A 19,805-nucleotide genomic window follows, 5' to 3' on the forward strand; every position below is an offset into this window, starting at 1 on the left:
TGGCACAGACATCACGCTAGCTGCTCGATGTGGATGTCGCCTATTTTCACTCCGTATCCGCTTAACGTATCACCGCGACTATTCTTTCCATTTTGGAAATAACGTTTACCTTTTGGACCGGATTATCACTGAACCCGCAGCGGGTTAAGCTGCTTCTTATTACCATAGAGGAGCAGAATGATGTTAGTGAACGGCAAATGGAGTGCAGAATGGCATCCGGTGCAGGCCACCGATAAGCAAGGCGGATTTGTTCGCCAGACTTCACGCTTCCGCGACAGGATCAGCAGCGATGGCTCAACGGAGTTTGCTGCCGAACCCGATCGCTATCATCTCTATGTTGCGCTGATTTGTCCTTGGGCATCACGTACATTGATTACCCGTAAACTCAAAGGGTTGGAATCACTGATTAGCGTGTCGGTGGTTGAACCGCTACTAAGTGAGCAAGGCTGGCGTTTCGGTGATTATCCGGGCGCTGATCGCGACAGCGTAAACGGCGCAGAATATCTGCACGAACTTTATACCCGCGCTGACGCTGACTTTACCGGTCGCGCCACGGTACCGGTATTGTGGGATAAAAAGACCGTCACCATTGTAAATAACGAATCCGCTGATATTGTGCGAATGCTGAACAGCGGGTTTGGCGGTTTGGCGGATAACCGCATCAATCTCTATCCTGAATGTCTGCGTGAAGAGATTGATGCCCTGAACGCGCAAATCTATCCACGCCTGAATAATGGCGTCTACCGGGCGGGATTTGCCACCACGCAAATCAGCTATCAGCAAGCATGTAATGAGGTGTTTGAGCAAATGGATGAGCTGGAAACGCGCCTACAAGATGGCCGCACTTTTCTGCTTGGCGAGCGTATCACCGAGGCGGATATCCGCTTGTTTGTCACGCTGATTCGTTTTGATGCGGCCTACTTCGGGTTGTTTAAATGCAACTTGCGCCGGGTACGTGACTATCCGTTGCTCAACCGCTACCTGAAGAGCATGCTGTCGGTGTCTGGCGTGCGCGAAACCGTCAATATTGATCATATTAAACAGGGTTATTACTCGATCAAGGCGCTGAACCCCAACGGCATTGTGCCCGCAGGCCCAGACCTGAGCGATTACGGCTTTTAAGGAATAAACATGGCAAAAGCATTGGTGATATTTTTACACGGCGTTGGCAGTAATGGTGACGATCTTGCTCCGATTGGTCAGCATTGGACTGCATTGTTACCCGATGTTGTTTTTGCCTCGCCTGACGCGCCTTATGCTTTTGAGCAGGGATTCGGCTATCAATGGTTCAGTCTGGCCGGTGTAACAGTAGAAAATCGCCCAGCCCGCGTGCGTGAAGCGCGAGCCGCATTTGATGCCCGACTAAGCGAGATCATGGCGCAAAACAATATGGCCGATCAGTGGGATAAAGTCGTGCTGGTGGGGTTTTCACAAGGCTCAATAATGGCGCTGGATGCGCTGGTAGATGGCCGTTATCCGTTGGCCGGCGTGGTGGCTTTTTCAGGTCGACTGGCTTTTGATGGCCCCCTAACGCCGCAGCCTTATACGCCAGCGATGCTGATTCACGGGCACGCCGATAACGTGATTCCGTGGAGAGAAAGCGAATCGGCAGCGCATCGGCTTAAAAGCGCCAATGTCCCGACCGAAACGCTGTTTGAACCCAAAACGGGTCATTCGATTTCAGGGCAAGGCGCGATGCATGCTGCCGCTTTTATCGCCCAGTGTTTGCAGGATTAAGGCCAGTAACGATTTAATGCTCGCCACGCGTGTTGTGCCGCTTCGGCGGGCGGCAAGCGTTTGAGTTCATCGTTAAACACTTCAATGCCCACCGGGCCTTGATAACCGGCACTTTTCAGCTTATCAACGAAATGTTCAATATTGATGATGCCGTCGCCGGGCAACAGGCGTTGATGGCGCGCGGTGTCGATCAATGCCTGTTTATCCTGTGACGGTTTTTCCGCCATATCGCACAGTTGCACTTCATAGATGCGATCGGCAGGAATGCCGTCCAGCTGCGAAGCATCGCCGCCAAGGGCGCAAATGTGAAACAGATCCACCACTAAACCGATGTTGGGCTGATCGAGACGCTGCAAACGTTCCCACGCCAGCGGTAGCGTGTTATCCACGCTGCACCATGCCATTGGCTCATACATGATGCGCATTTTGTAGCGGGCGGCTTCCGACGCCATCCAGCGTAAATCGTCATCAATGCATTCGGGAAGACAATCTTCACGTGTGGTTGCCGGTGCCTGAATGGTATCGCAGCCCAGCGCCTGCGCGATCTGAATAAACTGACGTAGCTCCTCGCGTTTTTCAACGCGCAGGCCATCGGATGCGCCGGTAAAATCGCGTAACACTTGTAGATTGGTAAAACCTATTCCCTGTTGGCCCGCAAACTGCGCTAACGCCGCTGCACCCTGCTCACAAGCTTGTACATCCTCACGCCATATTTCGACCTGATCGAAACCGGCTTCTCGTGCCGCCTGCAATTTTTGCTCGGGTCCACCGTTTAACAACACCAGGTTAAGGAATTTAGGGTTGTGGCTCATCAACGTGCTCCTTAATCGTCCGGAATAATCGGTGACTTAACGTTCAGGTTCTGTTTTTACTCTTTACTGAACCTGAAACAGTATCTACCTCTTTAGGGTTAATTCAAGGGCGATTTCGCTGCCTTTCCGCGCCAGGGATTACCCCAGCACGTTGACCACGGCAAAGCCGGCAAAGGTCATCAGCAGCGAACCGATAACGTGTACTAACACGCTCGACATCGCCCAAAGGTATTTACCTGATTGTAGCAGCACGACAATTTCAGCGGAGAAGGTCGAAAACGTGGTCAAGCCGCCGCATAACCCGGTGACGATCAGCAATTTCCAGGTTGGGTCGATTTGAGGATTTTTTACGAACCACGCCAGTGCGGCACCAATGACAAACCCGCCTACCAGATTCACGATTAACGTGCCTGGCGGCAGATTAGGAAACAGCGTATTAAAACGCAGTGAAATGAGCCAGCGCAGGGCACATCCAACCGCTCCGCCTAACATCACGGCTAACAGAGATTTCAACATCAGTAATGCTCCTGTTTAGGGATACGCGCAGGATCGCGGTGGCAGGCAAAACACGCGCCTGACACATCCGCTCCTGCGTGAGGATTACGGTGTATGTCAGGCGTCATCAGCCGCGGATTAACGCCGCAAGCGGTTGGGAAAGGTGGAACGCCATCACCTTAAGGCGATGATAATACTCGCGAGATTGGCCGCTGACAACTCAGGGTTTTAAGGGGAAATAGAGCGTGAAGCGGGTTAATCCCTGCTCACTCTGAACCGCGCAGCGCCCATGATGTAACTGCATTATGCTGCGCACAATCGACAAGCCTAAACCGCTGCCGCTGGAAGAGAGATGACGTGAACTGTCGGCGCGCCAGAAGCGATCAAACAGTCTGGCTTGCCGTTCTGAAGGAATGGTTGGGCCGTGATTTTCCACGCTGATTGTTACGCCATTCGCGCCTGTTTCGCTGAACAACCGAATCACGCTGCCGCTGTCACCATAGCGCAGCGCGTTGGCGAGTAGATTGGCCAACGCACGCAGCAGCAGGTCGAGATCGGCCTGCACTTCGCCCTGTAATTCAACCCGTAACGCCATCTGACGCTCTTCAGCCAGACCTTCAAAATAGTCTGCTAAGCGTGTACCCAAACTCTCAAGATCCAGGATTTGTAGGGCAATCGCCTGGCTGGCATCTTCAGCTTTCGCCAGAAACAGCATGTTATCAATCATCTTTGCCAGTCGTTCTAGCTCTTCATAATTCGAGCCGAGCAGCGCCTGATATTCAGCGGGCGTTCGTTGCTGACGCAGCGCCACTTCGGTTTGCCCGATGAGCGTATTCACGGGTGTGCGCAGGTCGTGAGCCATGTCCGCTGAGACCTGACTCAACTGCTGATAGCCTGTTTCCAGTCGCGTCAGCATTTGGTTAAACGCCGCCACCAGCGGCTGGAGTTCAAGCGGCACTTTTGTGAGTCGAATGCGATGAGAAAGATGGCGAACATCTATCGCATCCGTTTCTGAAGCCAAATGACGTAGCCCAACCAAACCTCGGCGCAGGGAAACATGCGCGATTAACGCCACTAACAGCGTAGCCAGTAAGGTAAAGGTGATAATTTGATCACGATAGCTGGCAAGGGTTTGGGTACGTTCGGTCATCAAACGTCCGGTGACAATTTCTATTTTTCCCGGTCCGTCACGCGTATTGGCCAGCGCGGCAGCGGCGATAAACGGCGTGCCATCTGACGACTGTAAATGATGAACAGCGTTGAGCGTCAGCGGCTGTTCGGCGGACATCGGCGTGATGGCAGGCAAGGTGCGCTGGCCAGGATTGACCTCAATCAGTGGCGATTGACCGGGAAAACGCAGCATTAATAGCGACTCGGTGTTTCCCAACATGTTGGCAAACAGTCGCGGCTTTTGATGAATAAGCGCAATCGCGTCCTCATCACGCAGCAGCGTACGAATTTGATCCATGCGCGCCAGCAACGCGCCATCATCACGCACACTGATTTGCTTCGCCAGCGAGTGATACAGCGCCAGCCCCGTTAACGCCATCACTACCAGCATGGTACACGCCAGAATCAGCGACAGCCGCGTGGTGAGCGACAGCGGTTTCATGCTTCCGCCTCGCAGCGATAACCGACGCCGTGCACGGTGTGAATCAGTGGCCGGGAAAAGGGTTCATCTACTTTCTGTCGTAAGCGGCGCACCGCCACATCCACGACGTTGGTATCGCTATCAAAATTCATATCCCAGACGCGTGAAGCGATCAGCGTGCGCGTTAACACCTCGCCGGGATGCTGCATAAACAGCAGCAGCAGATTGAACTCTTTATTAGTGAGATCGATGCGCTGACCAGCACGCTCAACCCGCCGTTTAGCAATGCTAAGCCGCAGGTCGGAGAGTGTCAGAATATCGGGAAGCTTCTGCTGGCTGCCGCGTCGCAACTGCGTTCGTACCCGTGCCAGCAGCTCAGCAAACGAGAACGGTTTCACTAAATAGTCATCTGCGCCCAGCTCCAGACCTTTAATGCGATCCTCTAGCGTGCCTTTCGCCGTCAGGAAAATCACGGGCGTGTGGATCTGTTGATCCAGCGAGGCCATCACTTCCCAGCCGCTCATTTCCGGCATCATGACATCCAGTAAAATCAGATCGTAATGGTGTTCTTGCGCGCAAAACAGGCCATCCTGGCCATTTGCGGCGACATCGACAACATAACCCGCTTCCGTCAGGCCATGTCGCATGTATTCACGGGCCTTCGCCTCGTCTTCAATCACCAGAATTTTCATCGTGTTCTCCGGGAATATCTGCGGGCGCGCCGGTGGTCAGGATTTGGCGTGTTGAGCTGCTTGCTCAATTAAACTGGCGACCGCATCAGGATGTGATTCATACACCGAATGGCTGGCGCCGGCCACTTCTACTGTGTGACTGTGGGCGCGTTTGGCGTACATCCGCTCGAGATCGGGATTAATAATTTTGTCGGCTTTCGCCACCATGTACCAGCTGGGTTTGGTTTTCCATGCAGGATCAGGAATGTTGGCGGTAAACACGGCAGCAGACGTCGGCATCTGTGCATGCGCTTCAAAGTCGGCTTGTTTAGCCGTCAAATCGGCAGCAAAGTCGCTATGAAAGTGTTGCGGCGCAATCATCAAAAATCCATCCGGCGTTTTCATGAAAGGGTGCGCGCTATTAGGGAATTTTTTGCCGTTGCTGGCTTCGGTTTCCCCATTATCCAGCGCATGTGCCGCGATATAGACCAGTCCCGCCACATGGTTGTCGTTGCCCGCTTCGGTAATGATCGCGCCGCCGTAGCTGTGGCCGACCAAAATCGCCGACCCCTCTTGCTGATCAAGCACGCGCCGTGTCGCGGCAACATCGTCAGTAAAACCGGTTAACGGTTCCTGCACCAGCGTGACGTGATAGCCGTCGTGCGTCAGCCGATCGTAAACCGGACGCCAGCCCGAACCGCCTACAAAGGCGCCGTGGACTAATACAATATTTTTTACTGTTTCCGCCTGTGCCGCTGCTCCTGCCAGAGCACACAGCATACCTGCGGCCAGAATGATTTGCTTTTTCATGATCGTTTCCTCATTGATTTGATGTGAAGAGGATAACGAATCGGCTCTGACACAGAGGTGAGGAAGTTATGACAAAAGAATGACCGTTCGTTTCGATTATTTCGATTACATTGAAACCCAGTGTAAACATCAGGCGCTAAACAGGCGCGCCAGAGTTACTTGACGCGCTGGCACTCATCGCTGTAATGCTGGGTACTTAATACGTTTTTCGGAGAACACCATGCGCACTCTGATTTTTGATACTGACATCGGCGTTGATGACGCATTTGCGTTGGCGTATGCAGCAAAAACCCAGCGTTTGCTCGGTATCACTACCGTGTTTGGTAATGTTGCGGTTGGGCAAGCGACAAAAAATGCCCGGCTATTTTGTGAAAAAATGGGCATTGATGTGCCGGTTTATCGCGGCTGTTCACGTCCGCTGGCGCAGGCACCCAGTGCGCCCGCTAAACTGCACGGTGAAGACGGATTGGGTGATGCCTTTGAAAACCCACACAGCGATCAGGCCACGGGCGCGGTGCAGTTCATCATTGATAGCGTGCGGGCGCAGCCGCATGACATCACGCTGGTGGCGATTGGTCCGCTGACCAATATCGCCAGCGCCATTAATCAGGCGCCTGACATCATTCCGCTGGTGAAAGAGTTGGTCATCATGGGTGGCGCGTTTGGTACAGAAGGCCATTCAGGCAACGTAACGCCCTTCAGTGAATTTAATATCTGGAAGGATCCGCACGCCGCCGATCAGGTACTGTCATCGGCGTTACCGGTGGTTTTGATGCCGCTGGATGTTACGCACAAAGTCTTAATTCGCGAGGCAGAAGTGCATCAGCTGAACCAGCCCGTGTTAAGTGCCATCTGCCGTCCTTACCTTGCCTACAGCCTGGCAAAAGAGGGTTTTGCCGGCATGGCGCTGCATGACACGCTGACCATTTCCTGGCTCTGTTTGCCCCACGCGTTCACATTGATCGAAAGCCCGCTAAGAGTGATCACTGAAGGCATCGCCAGCGGGCAAACGGTCAGAAAACTCAGCAGGTTAGCATCACGCGAAGATGCGTTTCGCGATCTCCCTGCGCAGCGTATTGCGTTATCTGTCGATGCCGATGCGGTACGCGCGCACTTCTTCTCTACCCTTTCCGCACAGCCATCATGACTTCAAGCGGGTTAATCCTTGAGAATGGGGTTAACCCGCCAGGCTAGCGCAGTACATCAGCGGTCAAAATAGATAACACCTTTGATCAGCTCACGATTGTTAATCACCTGCGGTTCAAAATCTTCCGCCAGCGTTGAGAAAGCGAAGTGTTCATTTAACATCATTTCAGCACGCAATTTTCCGCTGGCCATCAACGCACGAACACGGTCGAAATCTTCACGCGTCGCGTTGCGGCTGCCCATTAGCGTGGTCTCTTTTTTATGAAACTCGCTGTCGGGGATCACCAAATCACCTTTATGCAGACCGACGTAAACGATGGTGCCGCCGTGACGCATTAAATTCACCGCGTTGTTCATCGCTGCTGGACTGCCGGTGGCATCAATGACTTTCAGGGCCAATCGGCCATTAAACTGCTCGCGCAGCGCATCGTAAAAGTTTTCGTCGGCGGGATTAAGCGCCGCTAATGCCAACTTATCGTTGACGTGCTGGCGACGGAATTCGCTGGTATCTGCTACCACCACGCTTGCACCGTTTGCGGCGGCAATCGCGGCCACGCCTAACCCAATCGGCCCGGCTCCCACGACTAAAACATGTTCACCGGCAACGATTCCGGCGCGGCGCACTGCATGTGCACTGATAGCGAAGGGTTCAATCAGTGCGGCAGCTTCGGGTGCCACATCGTCCACGGCCAGCAGATTGCTAACCGGCACGTTCAGGTATTCACAAAAACCGCCATCCTGATGAACACCAATCACAGAGATTTTTTCGCAGCAGTTAGTTTTGCCGCTCTGACAAGCATCGCATTGCTGGCAGGAAATATAGGGGATCAGCGCTACGCGTTGGCCCCGTTCAAACCCGCGAGCATCGCTGCCCAACTCCACGACTTCGGCACACAATTCGTGGCCTAACACGCGTGGATAGCTGAAGAAAGGTTGATTGCCTGCCCAGGCATGAATGTCGGTTCCGCAAATACCGGCGGTGAGAATTTTAATTAGCGCTTCGCCCGCCGCTGGCGTCGGCTTGTCACGCGTAGTCCAAACCATTTTGCGCGGTTCAGCGATAACCAGCGTTTTCATTGTCGTCATGATGATTCTCCCGTTGTCTTGCAGGCATTTATGGCGAATCTCAGCGCAACCGCGGATTTAAACAGTGGGAACTGTGAAGCACGACGATTTTTTTGGGCTTTGAATGGTTTTTAATGCATAAAAACCCGGAGGCGTCATGAGTCGAAGTCAAAACCTGCGTCAAAACGTGATCAACCAGATGTTGGAAAGCATTGCGCAGCACCACATTCGCTCACCACTGCCGCCGCAGGCTGCGCTGGCGGAAATGTTTAACATCAGTCGCACCACGGTGCGTCACACATTGCATTATCTGCATCAGCGTGGCGTGCTGGAGAAAGTGGAAGAAACCTACGTTATTGTGCGCGATCCTACTCAAGAAGATGGCTTCAGCGCCCTGACGCCGCCAATTGAACAGCAGGCCAGTCAGTTTGAGCAGGCGTTTTTCAATATGATTAACCAGCGTCAGTTAACGCCTGGCGATGCGTTTAGCGAGTTGCAGTTGGCCCAGCAGGTGAAAGTCAGTCCGGTGGTGGTGCGCGAATTCCTGCTGCGCTTTATGCGTTACGACTTGTTGGAACCGGTTAAGCGTGGCCAATGGCGAATGAAGAAATTCACGCAGGATTACGCTGAGAAGCTGTTCGAACTGCGAGAAATGCTGGAAACCCATGCACTGAGCCGCTTCCTCAATTTACCTGCCGACGATGAACGCTGGATTCAGGCGCGCGATCTGCTGAACCGTCATCGATCAATGCGCGACACCATCGCCAGTAATTATCGTCATTTCGCTGCGCTGGATAAGCAGATGCATTCCCTGATTTTATCCGCTGCCAATAATCCTTTTTTTAATCAATCGCTGGAGATTATTTCAGTTATTTTTCATTCGCATTATCAATGGGATGAGAGTGATTTAAAGCAGCGTAATATTGTGGCGCTGGAAGAGCATATGGCGATTCTCACCGCGCTGATTGGCCGACAAGATGTTGATGCGCTGTGCGCATTACACAATCATCTAACGACAGCCAAGACCTCAATGGTGCGATCCATTCGTCAGTACAATTAAGAACCGATTAAAAACCACAAAGCATTAGCTCCCGCACGAATCAGAAACATCTTTGCAACATCGTTGACCCTTTGCTTCTAGTCTCAACTGCAACGTCATGGCGGCCCCTTTTACCGTCACGCGAACACTGACTTTCACCATAACGATAAGTACCCAGTTCCGGGAGGTTGCAATGGACAATACATCGGTTACCGGTCGCGATACCTCGCCCGGCAAGCCCTCGCCAGGTCAGGATTACATCCCGATGCGTAGCGATGTGGTGCGCTCACCGCGCATTCGCAAAATTCAAATTACGGCAATGCTGCTGTTGCTGTTCGCCGCCATCATTAACTATCTCGATCGCAGCTCGCTTTCTGTCGCCAATATGACCATCCGTGAGGAAATGGGTTTAAGCGCCACCGAAATTGGGCTGCTGCTGTCAGCGTTCTCGCTGGCTTACGGTTTGGCACAGCTGCCGTGTGGCGCGTTGCTGGATCGCAAAGGTCCCCGCATCATGTTGGGGTTAGGCATGTTCTTCTGGTCGCTGTTCCAGGCGGCATCAGGACTGGTAAACAACTTCACTCAATTTATTTTGGTGCGTATCGGCCTGGGAATCGGTGAAGCGCCGATGAACCCGTGCGGCGTCAAAGTGATCAACGATTGGTTCAATATCAAAGATCGCGGCATGCCGATGGGCATGTTCAACGCTGCCTCGATGATTGGCCTTTCCGTTGCGCCACCCATTCTGGCAGCAATGATGCTGGTGCTCGGCTGGCGCGGCATGTTTGTCACCATTGGGATTCTGGGCATTTTCCTCGCCATCGGCTGGTATATGATTTATCGCGATCGTGACAACAGCAAGCTGAGTGCAGAAGAGATTAATTATCTGCAAGCGGGCAGCGTGGCGTCGCGTAAAGAACCGATCAGTTTCAAATCCTGGCGTGGTTTGTTCAAGCAACGCACCATGTGGGGCATGATGATTGGCTTCAGCGGCATCAACTACACCGCATGGTTGTATATTGCCTGGCTGCCGGGTTACCTGCAATCCACTTACAACCTTGATCTGAAAAGCACCGGCCTGCTGGCAGCGATTCCGTTCTTGTTTGGTGCGGCAGGCATGTTGCTGAACGGCTATGTGGTTGATGCGCTGGTACGTCGCGGTTACGACGCCGTGAAAACCCGTAAAGTTTGCATTGTGAGCGGCATGGTGTTGTCCGCAGCGTTTACCGCGATTGTGACGCGGGCCACCGATACCACCAGCGCAGTGACGCTGATTGGCCTGGCGCTGTTCTGCATCCACTTTGCGGGTACCTCATGCTGGGGCCTGATTCACGCTAACGTGACGGCGCGTATGACCGCATCTGTGGGCAGCATCCAGAACTTCGCCAGTTTTATCTTCGCCTCGTTCGCGCCGGTTATTACCGGTTGGGTACTCGACACCACCAAATCCTTCAGCCTGGCGCTGATGATTTGTGCCTGCGTCACCTTAGTTGGCGCGCTGGCTTATTTGGTGCTGGTACGTAAACCCATTACCGACAACGATTAATCTTCCCGCGAAGGCGCTGATCAGTTCAGCGCCTTCAGCGTTACGCCATGCCGTACGCCGTAACGCTGAATCCCTGAAATCACCTTTTCAACACTCAGCGGCGGCGGCGGCGGAAGCAGCGCTGCGCGCTCACGCAAAGCAGAATCGAAGCGTGCCAGCGTGGCAAAATCACGTGGGAAACGCTCCGTATCTACCCCAACAAAAGCGCCTTCATCGCGGGCAAAATTTAATAACTCCTGCCAGCGCGAAATCTCGGCCAACCCAATACTCTCGGTGCCATGTGAAAACAGCATCATGTCGATGTTGCGGAATGGCGGCTGTTTCTCCAGGAATTTTTGCAGCGCGGCCGCTGAAGGCGAGGTACAGAACACCAACCAGAAGGGAATCGCGTGCTGGTGCATGCTGCACCACGGATCCATCAGTAAGAAGCTGTCCACCGTCAGGCGCGTCGGCAAAATTCCGGCGGCCAGATACCAGTCTCGATAGATTTCAGCCACGACAAAACTCAGCGCTTCCGGGTCTTCGTAACGAATTTCCATCAGCTTGAGACCTTGTGATGTCGCCAGATTTTTCAGCGGCGGAATCAGATAACCGTCCAGCCCCCATTCCGCTTCCGGCACACTGTCGGTGGTGCGAGGCGCATCCCATTTTTCGCGATCAATACCGTAACGTGCCAGATACTCAGCCACGCGCGGCCCGCCCTCCAGATACTCTTTTTCGGTTGCTCCGCCCAACGCACCAAACTGGAAAAAGGAGCGATCGCTGGTGCGTGTCACCGGCCATTGACGCGTGCAATGATTGATAAACAGTGTTGAGCCAGCGGGCAAACTGCCCATTAAAAATTCGTTAAACGCCAACGGCAACGCGCGCAGCTTCAGTCGGTAATAGCTCATCTGATCAAGCATCAACCGATCCTGATTTGGATCCTGCATGTGGTGCACCGCCAGTTGCGGCCAGGCAGCAAGCAGAGCCGCAGCCACGTGTTTGCCCTGCTCAAAACCGGCCTGCGCATCATCGGGATCGTTGTTGAGTGCCCGCACCGGACAAAGAAAGGTTTGTGGCAACCACGGCACGCCCATTGCCGCCGCGAGATGAATCATTGCGCCATTTGATGAGCCGATAAACGCCGCCGGATAGGATTGCTGTGGATATTCGCTTACCATCCATTCGGCAATACCTTCAATATCCAGTTCGCCAGCCTGTGCCACGCTGATCCCTTCCGCCATGCCGCCAACGGCGTATCCCCATTCTCGCAGCCGCGTCGGCAGTTTATTCAATGACGGCAACAGGCGATCCAGCGTTGGCGACTGGCTGGGGCTGGCAAACGGGCGATCGTGTAGCGCATTGGCTAACGCCACTAACATGGCAGCAGAGGAATCGAAACGGGCGATGCCTTTTGGCGGTTTACTCATGATGATTCTCCTGCTGAATGCGCGCCAGGAACGGACGAATTGCGCGACAGAAACTCCACGGATAAACAAAATGTAGCGTATGGGTGCCGCCGCGCAGCGTAAGGGTTTCACCGTTGGCCAGCAGTGCACCCAGCTCTTCAACCCAGCGTGCGGGCGAGACCGTATCACGCGAGCCGCGCAGTAACAGCGTGGGTGCCGTAATGTAGGTGAGCCTTCGTTCGATATGGTCGCGCATCATGGCGCGCAGGGTGCCAAAGGCGCGCCACAGTCCCGCTTTGGCGTAGTCAACACGCGACAGCTGACTGGGAGAGCGATGTGATTCCAGCCGCCCGTTGTGCCAGTCGCGCCAAATTTGACGGGGCAGGCTTCGGGCGTGACGATCAACCGTTGGGCCTTGCAGCACCAAACCTGCCACGGCTTCAGGATGATTAACCGCTAACGCCGCCAAAATTTGGCAGCCAAACGAGTTACCGATCCAAATCGCGCGCTGGAAATTGTTGTGCTGTAGCCAGAGCCAAAGCGCTTCGGCTAACTCATCCACCGACAAGATGGGCGCTTTCGCCGGTAACGCGCTGGCGCCAAAGCCGGGCAAATCTGGCACTAAAACGTGGTAATCGCGGCTTAATGCTAAAGCCAGATCTTCCATCGACCTGCCCGACAACACCAGGCCGTGAATCAGCACCACCGGCAAGCCGTGGGTTTCATTGGGTGTGACCCGCGTAAACATGCGCCAGTCACCAATTTGCTGATAATAACCGGCCAACCCGGCGTGATGGCTACGCGTTGAGACTGGCGGAGTTTGCTTCAGCTGTTGCCATTTTTTGATGCCCCACCACGCGGCGGCGGCCCCTAAACCTACACCGGCGACCAGCGCCGCACGCTGCCGCCGTTTACTCTGGATAGTTCGCCCCATCTGCTGCTCCTGTTCAGACGTAGACTTTCAGTGTAGGACGGGATTCAGCGGCAGGCGGTTTATCAGATTAATGGGGCCATAAATTGTATTTCACACTGGCGGGCAATTTCCCACAGCTTGCTGCGGATCACCTGTTTCAGGTGCAGCGTAGATTGTGATTGTGGCTGGTCGCGACGGCTAATCAGCATCACTTCAAACGGCAGCGGTTGTGCGATGGGCAGCAGCTTGAGTTTGTCGGCGTAGCGGCAAGCCGTAAACAGATCAACCACACCTACACCGCCGCCCGCCAGCACCATATCGGCAATGACTGAATAGGTTTTGATCGACAACGATAGTGCCGAATGCAGCTGCTTATCACGCAGGGCGCGATGCAAAACGCGCCCAAGCGGATCCTGATTCTGCATCATCAACAGATTGTTAGCGCACAGCCATTCCAGCGTAACCGGAGCCTGCTGCGGCGAGTCGGCTGGCAACAAGGCTACCATGGATGATTGAAACAGCGGCTCGGCCAGTAAATCAGCATCGACCTGTTGACCAAACACCAGCGCGAAATCGAGTTGATTATCAAGCAGACTGCGACACAGCGTGCCGAAGTGTTCGGTCACTAGCTCAACGTTTACCGCCACCGCCTGTTGTTGATAGGCCACCAGCGCGGGTGCCAATACCATTTGACCAAAGGCGTGCGCCGCGCCCACGCGCACCGTTTGCCCTTCGCCACGTCGCAGCTGCTCAGCGAGCAGATTGATCGCCTGCAAGCGATGATAAAGCTCATCAATTTCCGGTAACAGGCGACGCCCTTCAGCAGTGACCACCATGCCCTGCGCACGCCGCTCAAACAGCGTAAAACCGAGCTGCTGTTCGGCGTGATTAAGTACCCGACTCACATTGGGCTGTGACACATTCAGCAGGCGCGCCGCACCGCTGATGGTGCCGGTCTGCACAATCGCCTGAAAAACTTCAATATGCCGCAGCCGCATCGTTATTCGCCCCAGGTCGCTTCGAGCACGCGCAACCAGTTGCCATGACAAATTTTATTCAGCAAGGCGTGGCTGTACCCGCGCTTCGCCAGCGCCTCGACCAGCAGCGGGAAGCCCGCCACATCTTTCAGCTCATCCGGCATGGTTGCGCCATCCAGATCTGAACCAAAACCCACGCCATCTTCACCGACTTTTTCCAGCAGATATTCAACGTGGCGCACGATCTCATCCACGCCGGTTGCCGCATGACGATCGCCATCGGCACGCAAAAATGGCACAGCAAAGTTAACGCCGACAAAGCCTTGGGTTTCAGCGATTGCCGCAAGTTGGCGATCGGTGAGATTACGCGACTGCGCACTTAACACATGCGCATTGGAATGACTGGCGACCAACGGTGCATCGCTGATTTCAGCGGTATGCCAGAACCCTTTCTCATCCATGTGCGACAGGTCAACAAGGATACGGCGACGATTACAGTCGCGCACCAGCTGTTTACCTGCGGGTGTTAAGCCCTCGCCAAGATCTGGCGACGAGGGATAACGGAACGGCACACCATAACCAAATTGGTTGGTGCGGCTCCAGAGTGGGCCAAGCGTGCGCAAACCGCTGGCGTAGAGCATATCCAGCAGATCACCGTTGGTATCCAGCGCTTCCGCACCTTCAACGTGCATCACCACCGCCAGAACCTGTTGCGCCATACATTCACGAATCTCTCGCACGCTATGGCAGATTTTGATCTTACCGGCTGAAGCCGCCTCAATTCGTAGCAGCAACGCCAGCATAGAAAAAGTGGCATCGCGTGCCGCTGAGACAATTTCCTGAGGAAAATCCAAGGCATCTGGCTCGCTTCTTGCAACAGACGGATGCGTTGGCACCCACGTGGCGAAAATGCCGCCCGCCATATTGCCTTGGCGGATGCGCGGAAAATCCATTTGGCCTGAATCGGTGCCCTGCAAAAAAGCGCGGACCGGATCCGGCTGATGGTGCTCCCACAGCTTGTTTAACACGTCGTTGTGCCCATCAAACACCGGGATGGCAAGCCGTGCAGCGGTAATTGTGTCAGACATATTTATCCATTCCGTTAACGAGAGAGAGCGCACAGCGCAGGCAAACTGACCGCGCGAACGCACCAAAAAGAGGCAAAGGGTTTTCGGCTATAGGCATTATTAATCCGCTTGCCGCAGAAAGATGTCAAGACAAAAAAAGCACAAATATAAAATAATTATATTAATAATCAATTAGTTGGAGATAGCATGGTCACCAGAAGACGTTTTCTCGCAGGATGCAGCGCCGTTCCGTTCGTTTCCTATCTCAGCCTTAATTCTGCCTTTGCCGCTACGCCGCCCAGCATGCTGGTGATGGCGATGCAGCTCGATAACATAACCAGCCTCGATCCGCATGAAAGTTTCGAAGCGACCGGCGGCCAAATCTGCGGCAACCTCTATCAACGTCTGGTGATGGCTGACCCGGTTCAGGCCGATAAAGTGATAGGTCAACTGGCAAAAAGCTGGGACGTCAGCAGTGATAATAGCGTGTTCACTTTTCATCTCGACCCGGCGGCAAAGTTCGCTGACGGAACCGCTTTGACCGCTGAAGATGCGGCTTTCTCACTCCAACGCATCGTCAAACTGGATAAAAGCCCGGCGTTTATCATCAACCAGTTCGGTTTTACTAAAGAGAACGTTGACCAGATGATCACGGCGACCGATGCGCAGACATTGCAGATGAAGCTTGGTGGCCCGGCATCGGAATCGTTCCTGTTGTATTGCCTGTCCGCGACGGTGGGCAGCATTGTGTCGAAGAAAGCCTGTTTAGCGAATCAGCAAGGCAATGATTTCGGTAACGCCTGGCTGAAACAGCACAGCGCGGGATCAGGCGCCTTTACGCTGCGCGGCTGGAAAGCCAGTGAAAGCGTGATTCTGGAACTGAACCCGGCTTACGCCAGCCAGAGCAAAATCAAACGTGTGATCCTCAAACACATCGCCGATCCCGCTGCGCAGGCGCTGATGCTGAAAAAAGGCGACGTGGATGCGGCGTATGATTTGACCACCGAACAGCTCAAGCCGCTGGTGAATGACACCAGCGTGTCGCTGGTGAAACAGCCGCTCTCCGCCATTATGCTGATGTCTTGCAATACCACCAATGAACTGCTGAAAAAGCCGCAGGTATGGCAAGCGATCAAGTGGGCGCTGGATTACGACAGCATCCAGAAAAACATTCTGACGCTGACGTATAACGTGCATCAAAGCTTCTTGCCGAGCGGCTTCCCGGCGGCGCTGGATGACACACCGTTCCATAAAGACGTCAGTAAAGCCAAAGCGCTGTTGGCAGAAGCGGGTTATCCAGACGGTTTCGACATCACGCTCGACCACTATTCAATGCAGCCTTACCCAGATATCGCTCAGGCGGTTCAGACTCAGTTAGGCGCGATTGGTATCAAGGTGTCGCTGATCTCTTCAGAAAACCGTCAGGTGCTAACCAAAATGCGCGCCCGCCAACATCAGCTTGCGCTGACATCATGGGGCGCAGATTACTTTGATCCCAACTCCAATACCGAAGCGTTCTGCGTCAATACCGACAACAGCACCAATGCGCGCAACCGCACGCTGGCGTGGCGTTGCGGCTGGTCCGACGATGAATTCAACACACTCACCGAGCAGGCACTGCATGAAAGTGACCCCGCGAAACGCATTGCGCTCTACCAAAAAATTCAGCAAATGGGCCGGGAAAAAAGCCCGTTCATTTATATGATGCAGCAGATTCAAACCGTGGCCTGCAATAAAAACATCTCTGATGTGCATCTCACGGTGCTGGAACAGTGGTCCTATGCGCAGGTGAAAAAAGCCTGATGGGGGCGTTGAAAAAAACCTTCAGCACCTTGGGCAGTTTAGTGCTGACGCTGTTTGGCTTATCCGTGTTGACCTTTTTCATTGGCCGCGTCATGCCCACCGATCCGGTGCTGGCGGCGGTGGGTGATAACGCGCCGCAATCGGTGGTTGAGCGCGTGCGGATGGAAATGGGGCTGGATCAGCCCCTCTACATCCAGTTTGGTCACTACCTGAATCAACTGCTACACGGAGATTTAGGCAAATCCATTCTCACCTCTAACGCTGTCACCAGCGATATTGCGCGCTTCTTTCCGGCGACGATGGAGCTGGCAACGGCGGCGATCGTGATTGCCGCGCTGGTTGGCATTCCCCTTGGGGTCTGGGCCGCAGTACGCCAGCGTTCGTGGATAGATCAAACCATTCGCGTGATATGCCTTGCTGGCCATTCGCTGCCGGTGTTTGTGCTGGCGCTGCTCAGCCTGCTGGTGTTCTACGCGGTGTTGGGTATCGCGCCTGGCCCGGGACGCCAGGACATTATTTGGCAGGACATGGTGCCGCAGGTTACGGGATTTTTAACCATCGATTCCCTGCTGGCGGGCGAATATGACGCCTTTTGGGATGCGCTGGCGCACATGGCGCAGCCGGTGTTGATCCTGGCATATTTCAGCATGGCGTATATCACCCGCATGACGCGTACCTTCATGCTCAACGCATTAGGCGGCGAGTTTGTGATCACTGCCCGCGCCAAAGGGTTGTCGTCCCGTCGGGTGATTTGGCGACACGCCTTTCCCACCGTGGCGGTGCAGTTGGTCACGGTGCTGGCGCTTACCTACGCCGGATTACTGGAAGGCGCGGTGGTGACGGAAAACGTCTTCGCCTGGCCTGGTCTCGGCCAATATCTCACTACCTCGCTGATGAACGCTGATATGAATCCAGTGGTCGGTGCCACGCTGCTGGTCGGCGCGGTTTACGTGTTGCTAAATCAGCTAGCTGACCTTCTCTATCGACTTTGGGATCCCCGCGTAAAATGACTTTTTTCTCACGAGCCTGGCTGCTCGACGACACGCCCAGCAACCGCCGACAGGCAGTTTGGGGCCGCCGCTACCGCTTGTGGCTCAACCTGCGCAGCAATCCGCTGGCCGTGGCAGGATTGATTGTCATTATGCTTATGCTGCTGCTGGCGCTGTTTGCGCCTCTGCTGAGTGGTTTCGCTCCCAGCGCACAGCATCTGGAGAATCGCCTGGCCGCGCCCTCTTTTACACACTGGCTCGGTACCGATGAACTCGGGCGCGATGTCTGGACGCGCATTATTTATGGCGGCAGAACCACGTTGGGCATGGTGATCGCGGTGGTGCTGCTTACCGCCCCGCTCGGCCTGCTGATTGGCTGCATTGCGGGTTATTGCGGCGGCTTTATTGATAAAGCGTTGATGCGCATCACCGACATTTTTCTCGCCTTTCCGCGTTTGATTCTGGCGCTGGCGTTTGTTGCTGCGTTGAAACCGGGCATTGAAAGTGCGGTGCTGGCGATTGCCTTAACTTCGTGGCCGCCTTACGCACGTCTGGCGCGTGCCGAAACGCTGCAATATCGCCACAGCGATTTTATCGCCGCCAACCGCCTGACGGGTGCAACACCGCTGCGCATTATCCTGCGTCACATCATGCCGCTGTGCGTGCCCAGCCTGATTGTGCGCATCACGTTAGACATGAGCTCCATCATCATCACGGCTGCCAGCCTGGGCTTTCTCGGCATGGGCGCGCAACCGCCATCACCCGAATGGGGCACGATGATCGCGACTGCACGCCGCTTCCTGTTCAGCGAATGGTGGGTACCGCTGATGCCGTGTATCGCCATCTTCCTGACATCGCTGGCGTTTAACTTTTTAGGCGACGGTTTACGCGACGTCCTCGATCCCAAGGAGCGCTAAATGCTGGTGGAAATTGAAAACCTGCGCATCGCCTTTCGCAGTCGCAGCGAAACCGTTGAGGCGGTGCGCGGCGTCAGCCTCAGCGTCGGCAAAGAGAAGTTTGCCATCGTCGGCGAAAGCGGTTCCGGCAAGTCGCTTACCGCACGCAGCCTGATGCAGCTGTTGCCCGGCAATGCAGACGTTAGCGCGGATGTGTTGCGCTTTGACGGCATCGATCTGCGCCAGGCGAGTGAGAAAGTGCTGCGCCAGATTCGCGGCAAGCGTGTCGGTTTTATCCTGCAAGATCCGAAATATTCGCTTAATCCCGTGATGACCATCGGTCAGCAGGTGGCAGAAGCCTGGCGTGAGCACAAAGGCGGCAGCAAAAAAGCCGCCATGCAGGCAGCCATTGGTTTGCTGGAGCAGGTCAAAATTCGTGACGCTGAAGCAGTCGCACAGCGGTATGCGCATGAAGTTTCTGGCGGCATGGGCCAGCGCGTCATGATTGCCATGATGCTGGCACCCGATCCTGAATTGCTGATTGCCGATGAACCCACCAGCGCGCTGGATGCCACGGTGCAGGCGGAGATCCTCAAGCTTATTGACGATCTGGTTTCTGCGCGCGGCATGGGATTGATCCTGATCAGCCACGATCTGCCTTTGGTGTCGCACTTCTGCGATCGCGTGGCGGTGATGTACGCCGGCAAGATTGTTGAACAGCTAAAGGCGGGCGAACTGCATCAGGCGCAGCATCCTTATACGCAAGGTTTGCTGGCCTGCCTGCCGTCGCTGCGCCATCCGCGCGCGCGTTTACCGGTATTGCAGCGCGATGCCGCGTGGCGCGATTAAGGGAATCA

The 19,805-nt window shown here is 54.6% G+C and carries 19 protein-coding genes and 1 riboswitch; of the genes, 9 read left to right on the forward strand and 10 right to left on the reverse strand.

Translation table 11 applies throughout. The features are described from left to right. The first annotated feature begins 180 nt into the window (after window positions 1-180). Together SC127_RS09240 and SC127_RS09245 are read left to right on the forward strand one after the other, a co-directional pair. Window positions 181-1,122 carry a glutathione S-transferase family protein gene (locus tag SC127_RS09240; RefSeq protein ID WP_332626042.1) on the forward strand — a complete coding sequence of 314 codons (942 nt, stop codon included), beginning with the start codon at window positions 181-183 and terminating at the stop codon, window positions 1,120-1,122. Between the two features lie 9 nt (window positions 1,123-1,131). Beyond that, a complete protein-coding gene (locus tag SC127_RS09245; protein ID WP_332626019.1) occupies window positions 1,132-1,737 on the forward strand; it encodes an alpha/beta hydrolase in 606 nt (201 codons plus the stop codon). On the opposite strand, the gene SC127_RS09250 is transcribed toward SC127_RS09245, so the two are convergent. From SC127_RS09250 to SC127_RS09270, 5 genes are all read right to left on the reverse strand, one after another. Next, a complete protein-coding gene (locus SC127_RS09250) occupies window positions 1,734-2,549 on the reverse strand; it encodes a sugar phosphate isomerase/epimerase family protein (protein ID WP_243079914.1) in 816 nt (271 codons plus the stop codon). The two genes, SC127_RS09245 and SC127_RS09250, sit on opposite strands and share 4 nt — an antisense overlap. Window positions 2,550-2,687: 138 nt before the next feature. Beyond that, window positions 2,688-3,065, reverse strand: coding sequence for a fluoride efflux transporter CrcB (crcB, locus tag SC127_RS09255; RefSeq protein WP_215845303.1), 378 nt, complete (start codon window positions 3,063-3,065; stop codon window positions 2,688-2,690). Between the two features lie 90 nt (window positions 3,066-3,155). Continuing rightward, window positions 3,156-3,232, reverse strand: a riboswitch (Fluoride riboswitch). Between the two features lie 32 nt (window positions 3,233-3,264). Continuing rightward, window positions 3,265-4,656 (reverse strand): heavy metal sensor histidine kinase, encoded by a 1,392-nt coding sequence (locus SC127_RS09260; protein WP_332626020.1) that lies wholly within the window; start codon window positions 4,654-4,656, stop codon window positions 3,265-3,267. Further along, a complete protein-coding gene (locus SC127_RS09265) occupies window positions 4,653-5,327 on the reverse strand; it encodes a heavy metal response regulator transcription factor (RefSeq protein ID WP_215845301.1) in 675 nt (224 codons plus the stop codon). Before SC127_RS09265 ends, SC127_RS09260 begins: the two co-directional genes overlap by 4 nt. Before the next feature lie 36 nt (window positions 5,328-5,363). Next, window positions 5,364-6,116: an alpha/beta hydrolase gene (locus SC127_RS09270; protein WP_332626021.1), complete on the reverse strand. Its 753-nt coding sequence runs from the start codon at window positions 6,114-6,116 to the stop codon at window positions 5,364-5,366. Between the two features lie 220 nt (window positions 6,117-6,336). Between SC127_RS09270 and SC127_RS09275 the strand changes: the two genes are divergently transcribed. Beyond that, window positions 6,337-7,263, forward strand: coding sequence for a nucleoside hydrolase (locus tag SC127_RS09275; RefSeq protein ID WP_243079917.1), 927 nt, complete (start codon window positions 6,337-6,339; stop codon window positions 7,261-7,263). A 56-nt stretch (window positions 7,264-7,319) separates the two neighbouring features. Here the strand turns inward: SC127_RS09275 and SC127_RS09280 are convergent, their stop codons facing one another. After that, window positions 7,320-8,348 carry a zinc-binding alcohol dehydrogenase family protein gene (locus SC127_RS09280; RefSeq protein ID WP_332626022.1) on the reverse strand — a complete coding sequence of 343 codons (1,029 nt, stop codon included), beginning with the start codon at window positions 8,346-8,348 and terminating at the stop codon, window positions 7,320-7,322. Between the two features lie 136 nt (window positions 8,349-8,484). On the opposite strand from SC127_RS09280, the gene SC127_RS09285 reads away from it, so the two are divergent. Both SC127_RS09285 and SC127_RS09290 read left to right on the forward strand, forming a co-directional pair. Further along, window positions 8,485-9,387 carry a GntR family transcriptional regulator gene (locus tag SC127_RS09285; RefSeq protein WP_243079919.1) on the forward strand — a complete coding sequence of 301 codons (903 nt, stop codon included), beginning with the start codon at window positions 8,485-8,487 and terminating at the stop codon, window positions 9,385-9,387. 172 nt (window positions 9,388-9,559) lie between these two features. Then, entirely contained in the window at window positions 9,560-10,912 is a 1,353-nt protein-coding gene (locus SC127_RS09290) for an MFS transporter (RefSeq protein ID WP_332626023.1), read from the forward strand. A 20-nt stretch (window positions 10,913-10,932) separates the two neighbouring features. Here SC127_RS09290 and SC127_RS09295 read toward each other — a convergent pair whose 3' ends face one another. The 4 genes from SC127_RS09295 to SC127_RS09310 form a co-directional block, all read right to left on the reverse strand. Further along, window positions 10,933-12,324 carry a hypothetical protein gene (locus SC127_RS09295; RefSeq protein WP_243079920.1) on the reverse strand — a complete coding sequence of 464 codons (1,392 nt, stop codon included), beginning with the start codon at window positions 12,322-12,324 and terminating at the stop codon, window positions 10,933-10,935. Continuing rightward, window positions 12,317-13,237 carry an alpha/beta fold hydrolase gene (locus SC127_RS09300; RefSeq protein WP_243079921.1) on the reverse strand — a complete coding sequence of 307 codons (921 nt, stop codon included), beginning with the start codon at window positions 13,235-13,237 and terminating at the stop codon, window positions 12,317-12,319. The genes SC127_RS09295 and SC127_RS09300 overlap by 8 nt, the downstream gene beginning before the upstream one ends. A gap of 62 nt (window positions 13,238-13,299) precedes the next feature. Next, window positions 13,300-14,214 (reverse strand): LysR family transcriptional regulator, encoded by a 915-nt coding sequence (locus SC127_RS09305; RefSeq protein ID WP_215845297.1) that lies wholly within the window; start codon window positions 14,212-14,214, stop codon window positions 13,300-13,302. A 2-nt stretch (window positions 14,215-14,216) separates the two neighbouring features. Next, window positions 14,217-15,281, reverse strand: coding sequence for a dipeptidase (locus SC127_RS09310; protein WP_332626024.1), 1,065 nt, complete (start codon window positions 15,279-15,281; stop codon window positions 14,217-14,219). Between the two features lie 186 nt (window positions 15,282-15,467). Here SC127_RS09310 and SC127_RS09315 point away from each other — a divergent pair, with 186 nt between their 5' ends. From SC127_RS09315 to SC127_RS09330, 4 genes are read left to right on the forward strand one after another with little or no spacing between them, the layout of a single operon-like run. Further along, window positions 15,468-17,063 carry an ABC transporter substrate-binding protein gene (locus SC127_RS09315; RefSeq protein WP_243079924.1) on the forward strand — a complete coding sequence of 532 codons (1,596 nt, stop codon included), beginning with the start codon at window positions 15,468-15,470 and terminating at the stop codon, window positions 17,061-17,063. Continuing rightward, a complete protein-coding gene (locus SC127_RS09320) occupies window positions 17,063-18,073 on the forward strand; it encodes an ABC transporter permease (RefSeq protein WP_243079925.1) in 1,011 nt (336 codons plus the stop codon). The genes SC127_RS09315 and SC127_RS09320 overlap by 1 nt, the downstream gene beginning before the upstream one ends. After that, window positions 18,070-18,969, forward strand: a complete 900-nt coding sequence (locus tag SC127_RS09325) for an ABC transporter permease (RefSeq protein WP_332626025.1) — start codon at window positions 18,070-18,072, stop codon at window positions 18,967-18,969. Before SC127_RS09320 ends, SC127_RS09325 begins: the two co-directional genes overlap by 4 nt. Further along, entirely contained in the window at window positions 18,970-19,797 is an 828-nt protein-coding gene (locus SC127_RS09330; RefSeq protein ID WP_332626026.1) for an ABC transporter ATP-binding protein, read from the forward strand. It begins immediately after the preceding gene. The last annotated feature ends 8 nt before the right edge of the window (window positions 19,798-19,805 follow it).

It is taken from the genome of Pantoea sp. T14, assembly GCF_036663535.1.
Lineage (GTDB): Bacteria > Pseudomonadota > Gammaproteobacteria > Enterobacterales > Enterobacteriaceae > Pantoea > Pantoea phytostimulans.

Coding starts and splice junctions, on each gene's coding strand:
- SC127_RS09240 (WP_332626042.1), top strand. CDS start 181: ATGTTAGTGAACGGCAAATGGAGTGCAGAATGGCATCCGGTGCAGGCC.
- SC127_RS09245 (WP_332626019.1), top strand. CDS start 1,132: ATGGCAAAAGCATTGGTGATATTTTTACACGGCGTTGGCAGTAATGGT.
- SC127_RS09250 (WP_243079914.1), bottom strand. CDS start 2,549: ATGAGCCACAACCCTAAATTCCTTAACCTGGTGTTGTTAAACGGTGGA.
- crcB (WP_215845303.1), bottom strand. CDS start 3,065: ATGTTGAAATCTCTGTTAGCCGTGATGTTAGGCGGAGCGGTTGGATGT.
- SC127_RS09260 (WP_332626020.1), bottom strand. CDS start 4,656: ATGAAACCGCTGTCGCTCACCACGCGGCTGTCGCTGATTCTGGCGTGT.
- SC127_RS09265 (WP_215845301.1), bottom strand. CDS start 5,327: ATGAAAATTCTGGTGATTGAAGACGAGGCGAAGGCCCGTGAATACATG.
- SC127_RS09270 (WP_332626021.1), bottom strand. CDS start 6,116: ATGAAAAAGCAAATCATTCTGGCCGCAGGTATGCTGTGTGCTCTGGCA.
- SC127_RS09275 (WP_243079917.1), top strand. CDS start 6,337: ATGCGCACTCTGATTTTTGATACTGACATCGGCGTTGATGACGCATTT.
- SC127_RS09280 (WP_332626022.1), bottom strand. CDS start 8,348: ATGACGACAATGAAAACGCTGGTTATCGCTGAACCGCGCAAAATGGTT.
- SC127_RS09285 (WP_243079919.1), top strand. CDS start 8,485: ATGAGTCGAAGTCAAAACCTGCGTCAAAACGTGATCAACCAGATGTTG.
- SC127_RS09290 (WP_332626023.1), top strand. CDS start 9,560: ATGGACAATACATCGGTTACCGGTCGCGATACCTCGCCCGGCAAGCCC.
- SC127_RS09295 (WP_243079920.1), bottom strand. CDS start 12,324: ATGAGTAAACCGCCAAAAGGCATCGCCCGTTTCGATTCCTCTGCTGCC.
- SC127_RS09300 (WP_243079921.1), bottom strand. CDS start 13,237: ATGGGGCGAACTATCCAGAGTAAACGGCGGCAGCGTGCGGCGCTGGTC.
- SC127_RS09305 (WP_215845297.1), bottom strand. CDS start 14,214: ATGCGGCTGCGGCATATTGAAGTTTTTCAGGCGATTGTGCAGACCGGC.
- SC127_RS09310 (WP_332626024.1), bottom strand. CDS start 15,281: ATGTCTGACACAATTACCGCTGCACGGCTTGCCATCCCGGTGTTTGAT.
- SC127_RS09315 (WP_243079924.1), top strand. CDS start 15,468: ATGGTCACCAGAAGACGTTTTCTCGCAGGATGCAGCGCCGTTCCGTTC.
- SC127_RS09320 (WP_243079925.1), top strand. CDS start 17,063: ATGGGGGCGTTGAAAAAAACCTTCAGCACCTTGGGCAGTTTAGTGCTG.
- SC127_RS09325 (WP_332626025.1), top strand. CDS start 18,070: ATGACTTTTTTCTCACGAGCCTGGCTGCTCGACGACACGCCCAGCAAC.
- SC127_RS09330 (WP_332626026.1), top strand. CDS start 18,970: ATGCTGGTGGAAATTGAAAACCTGCGCATCGCCTTTCGCAGTCGCAGC.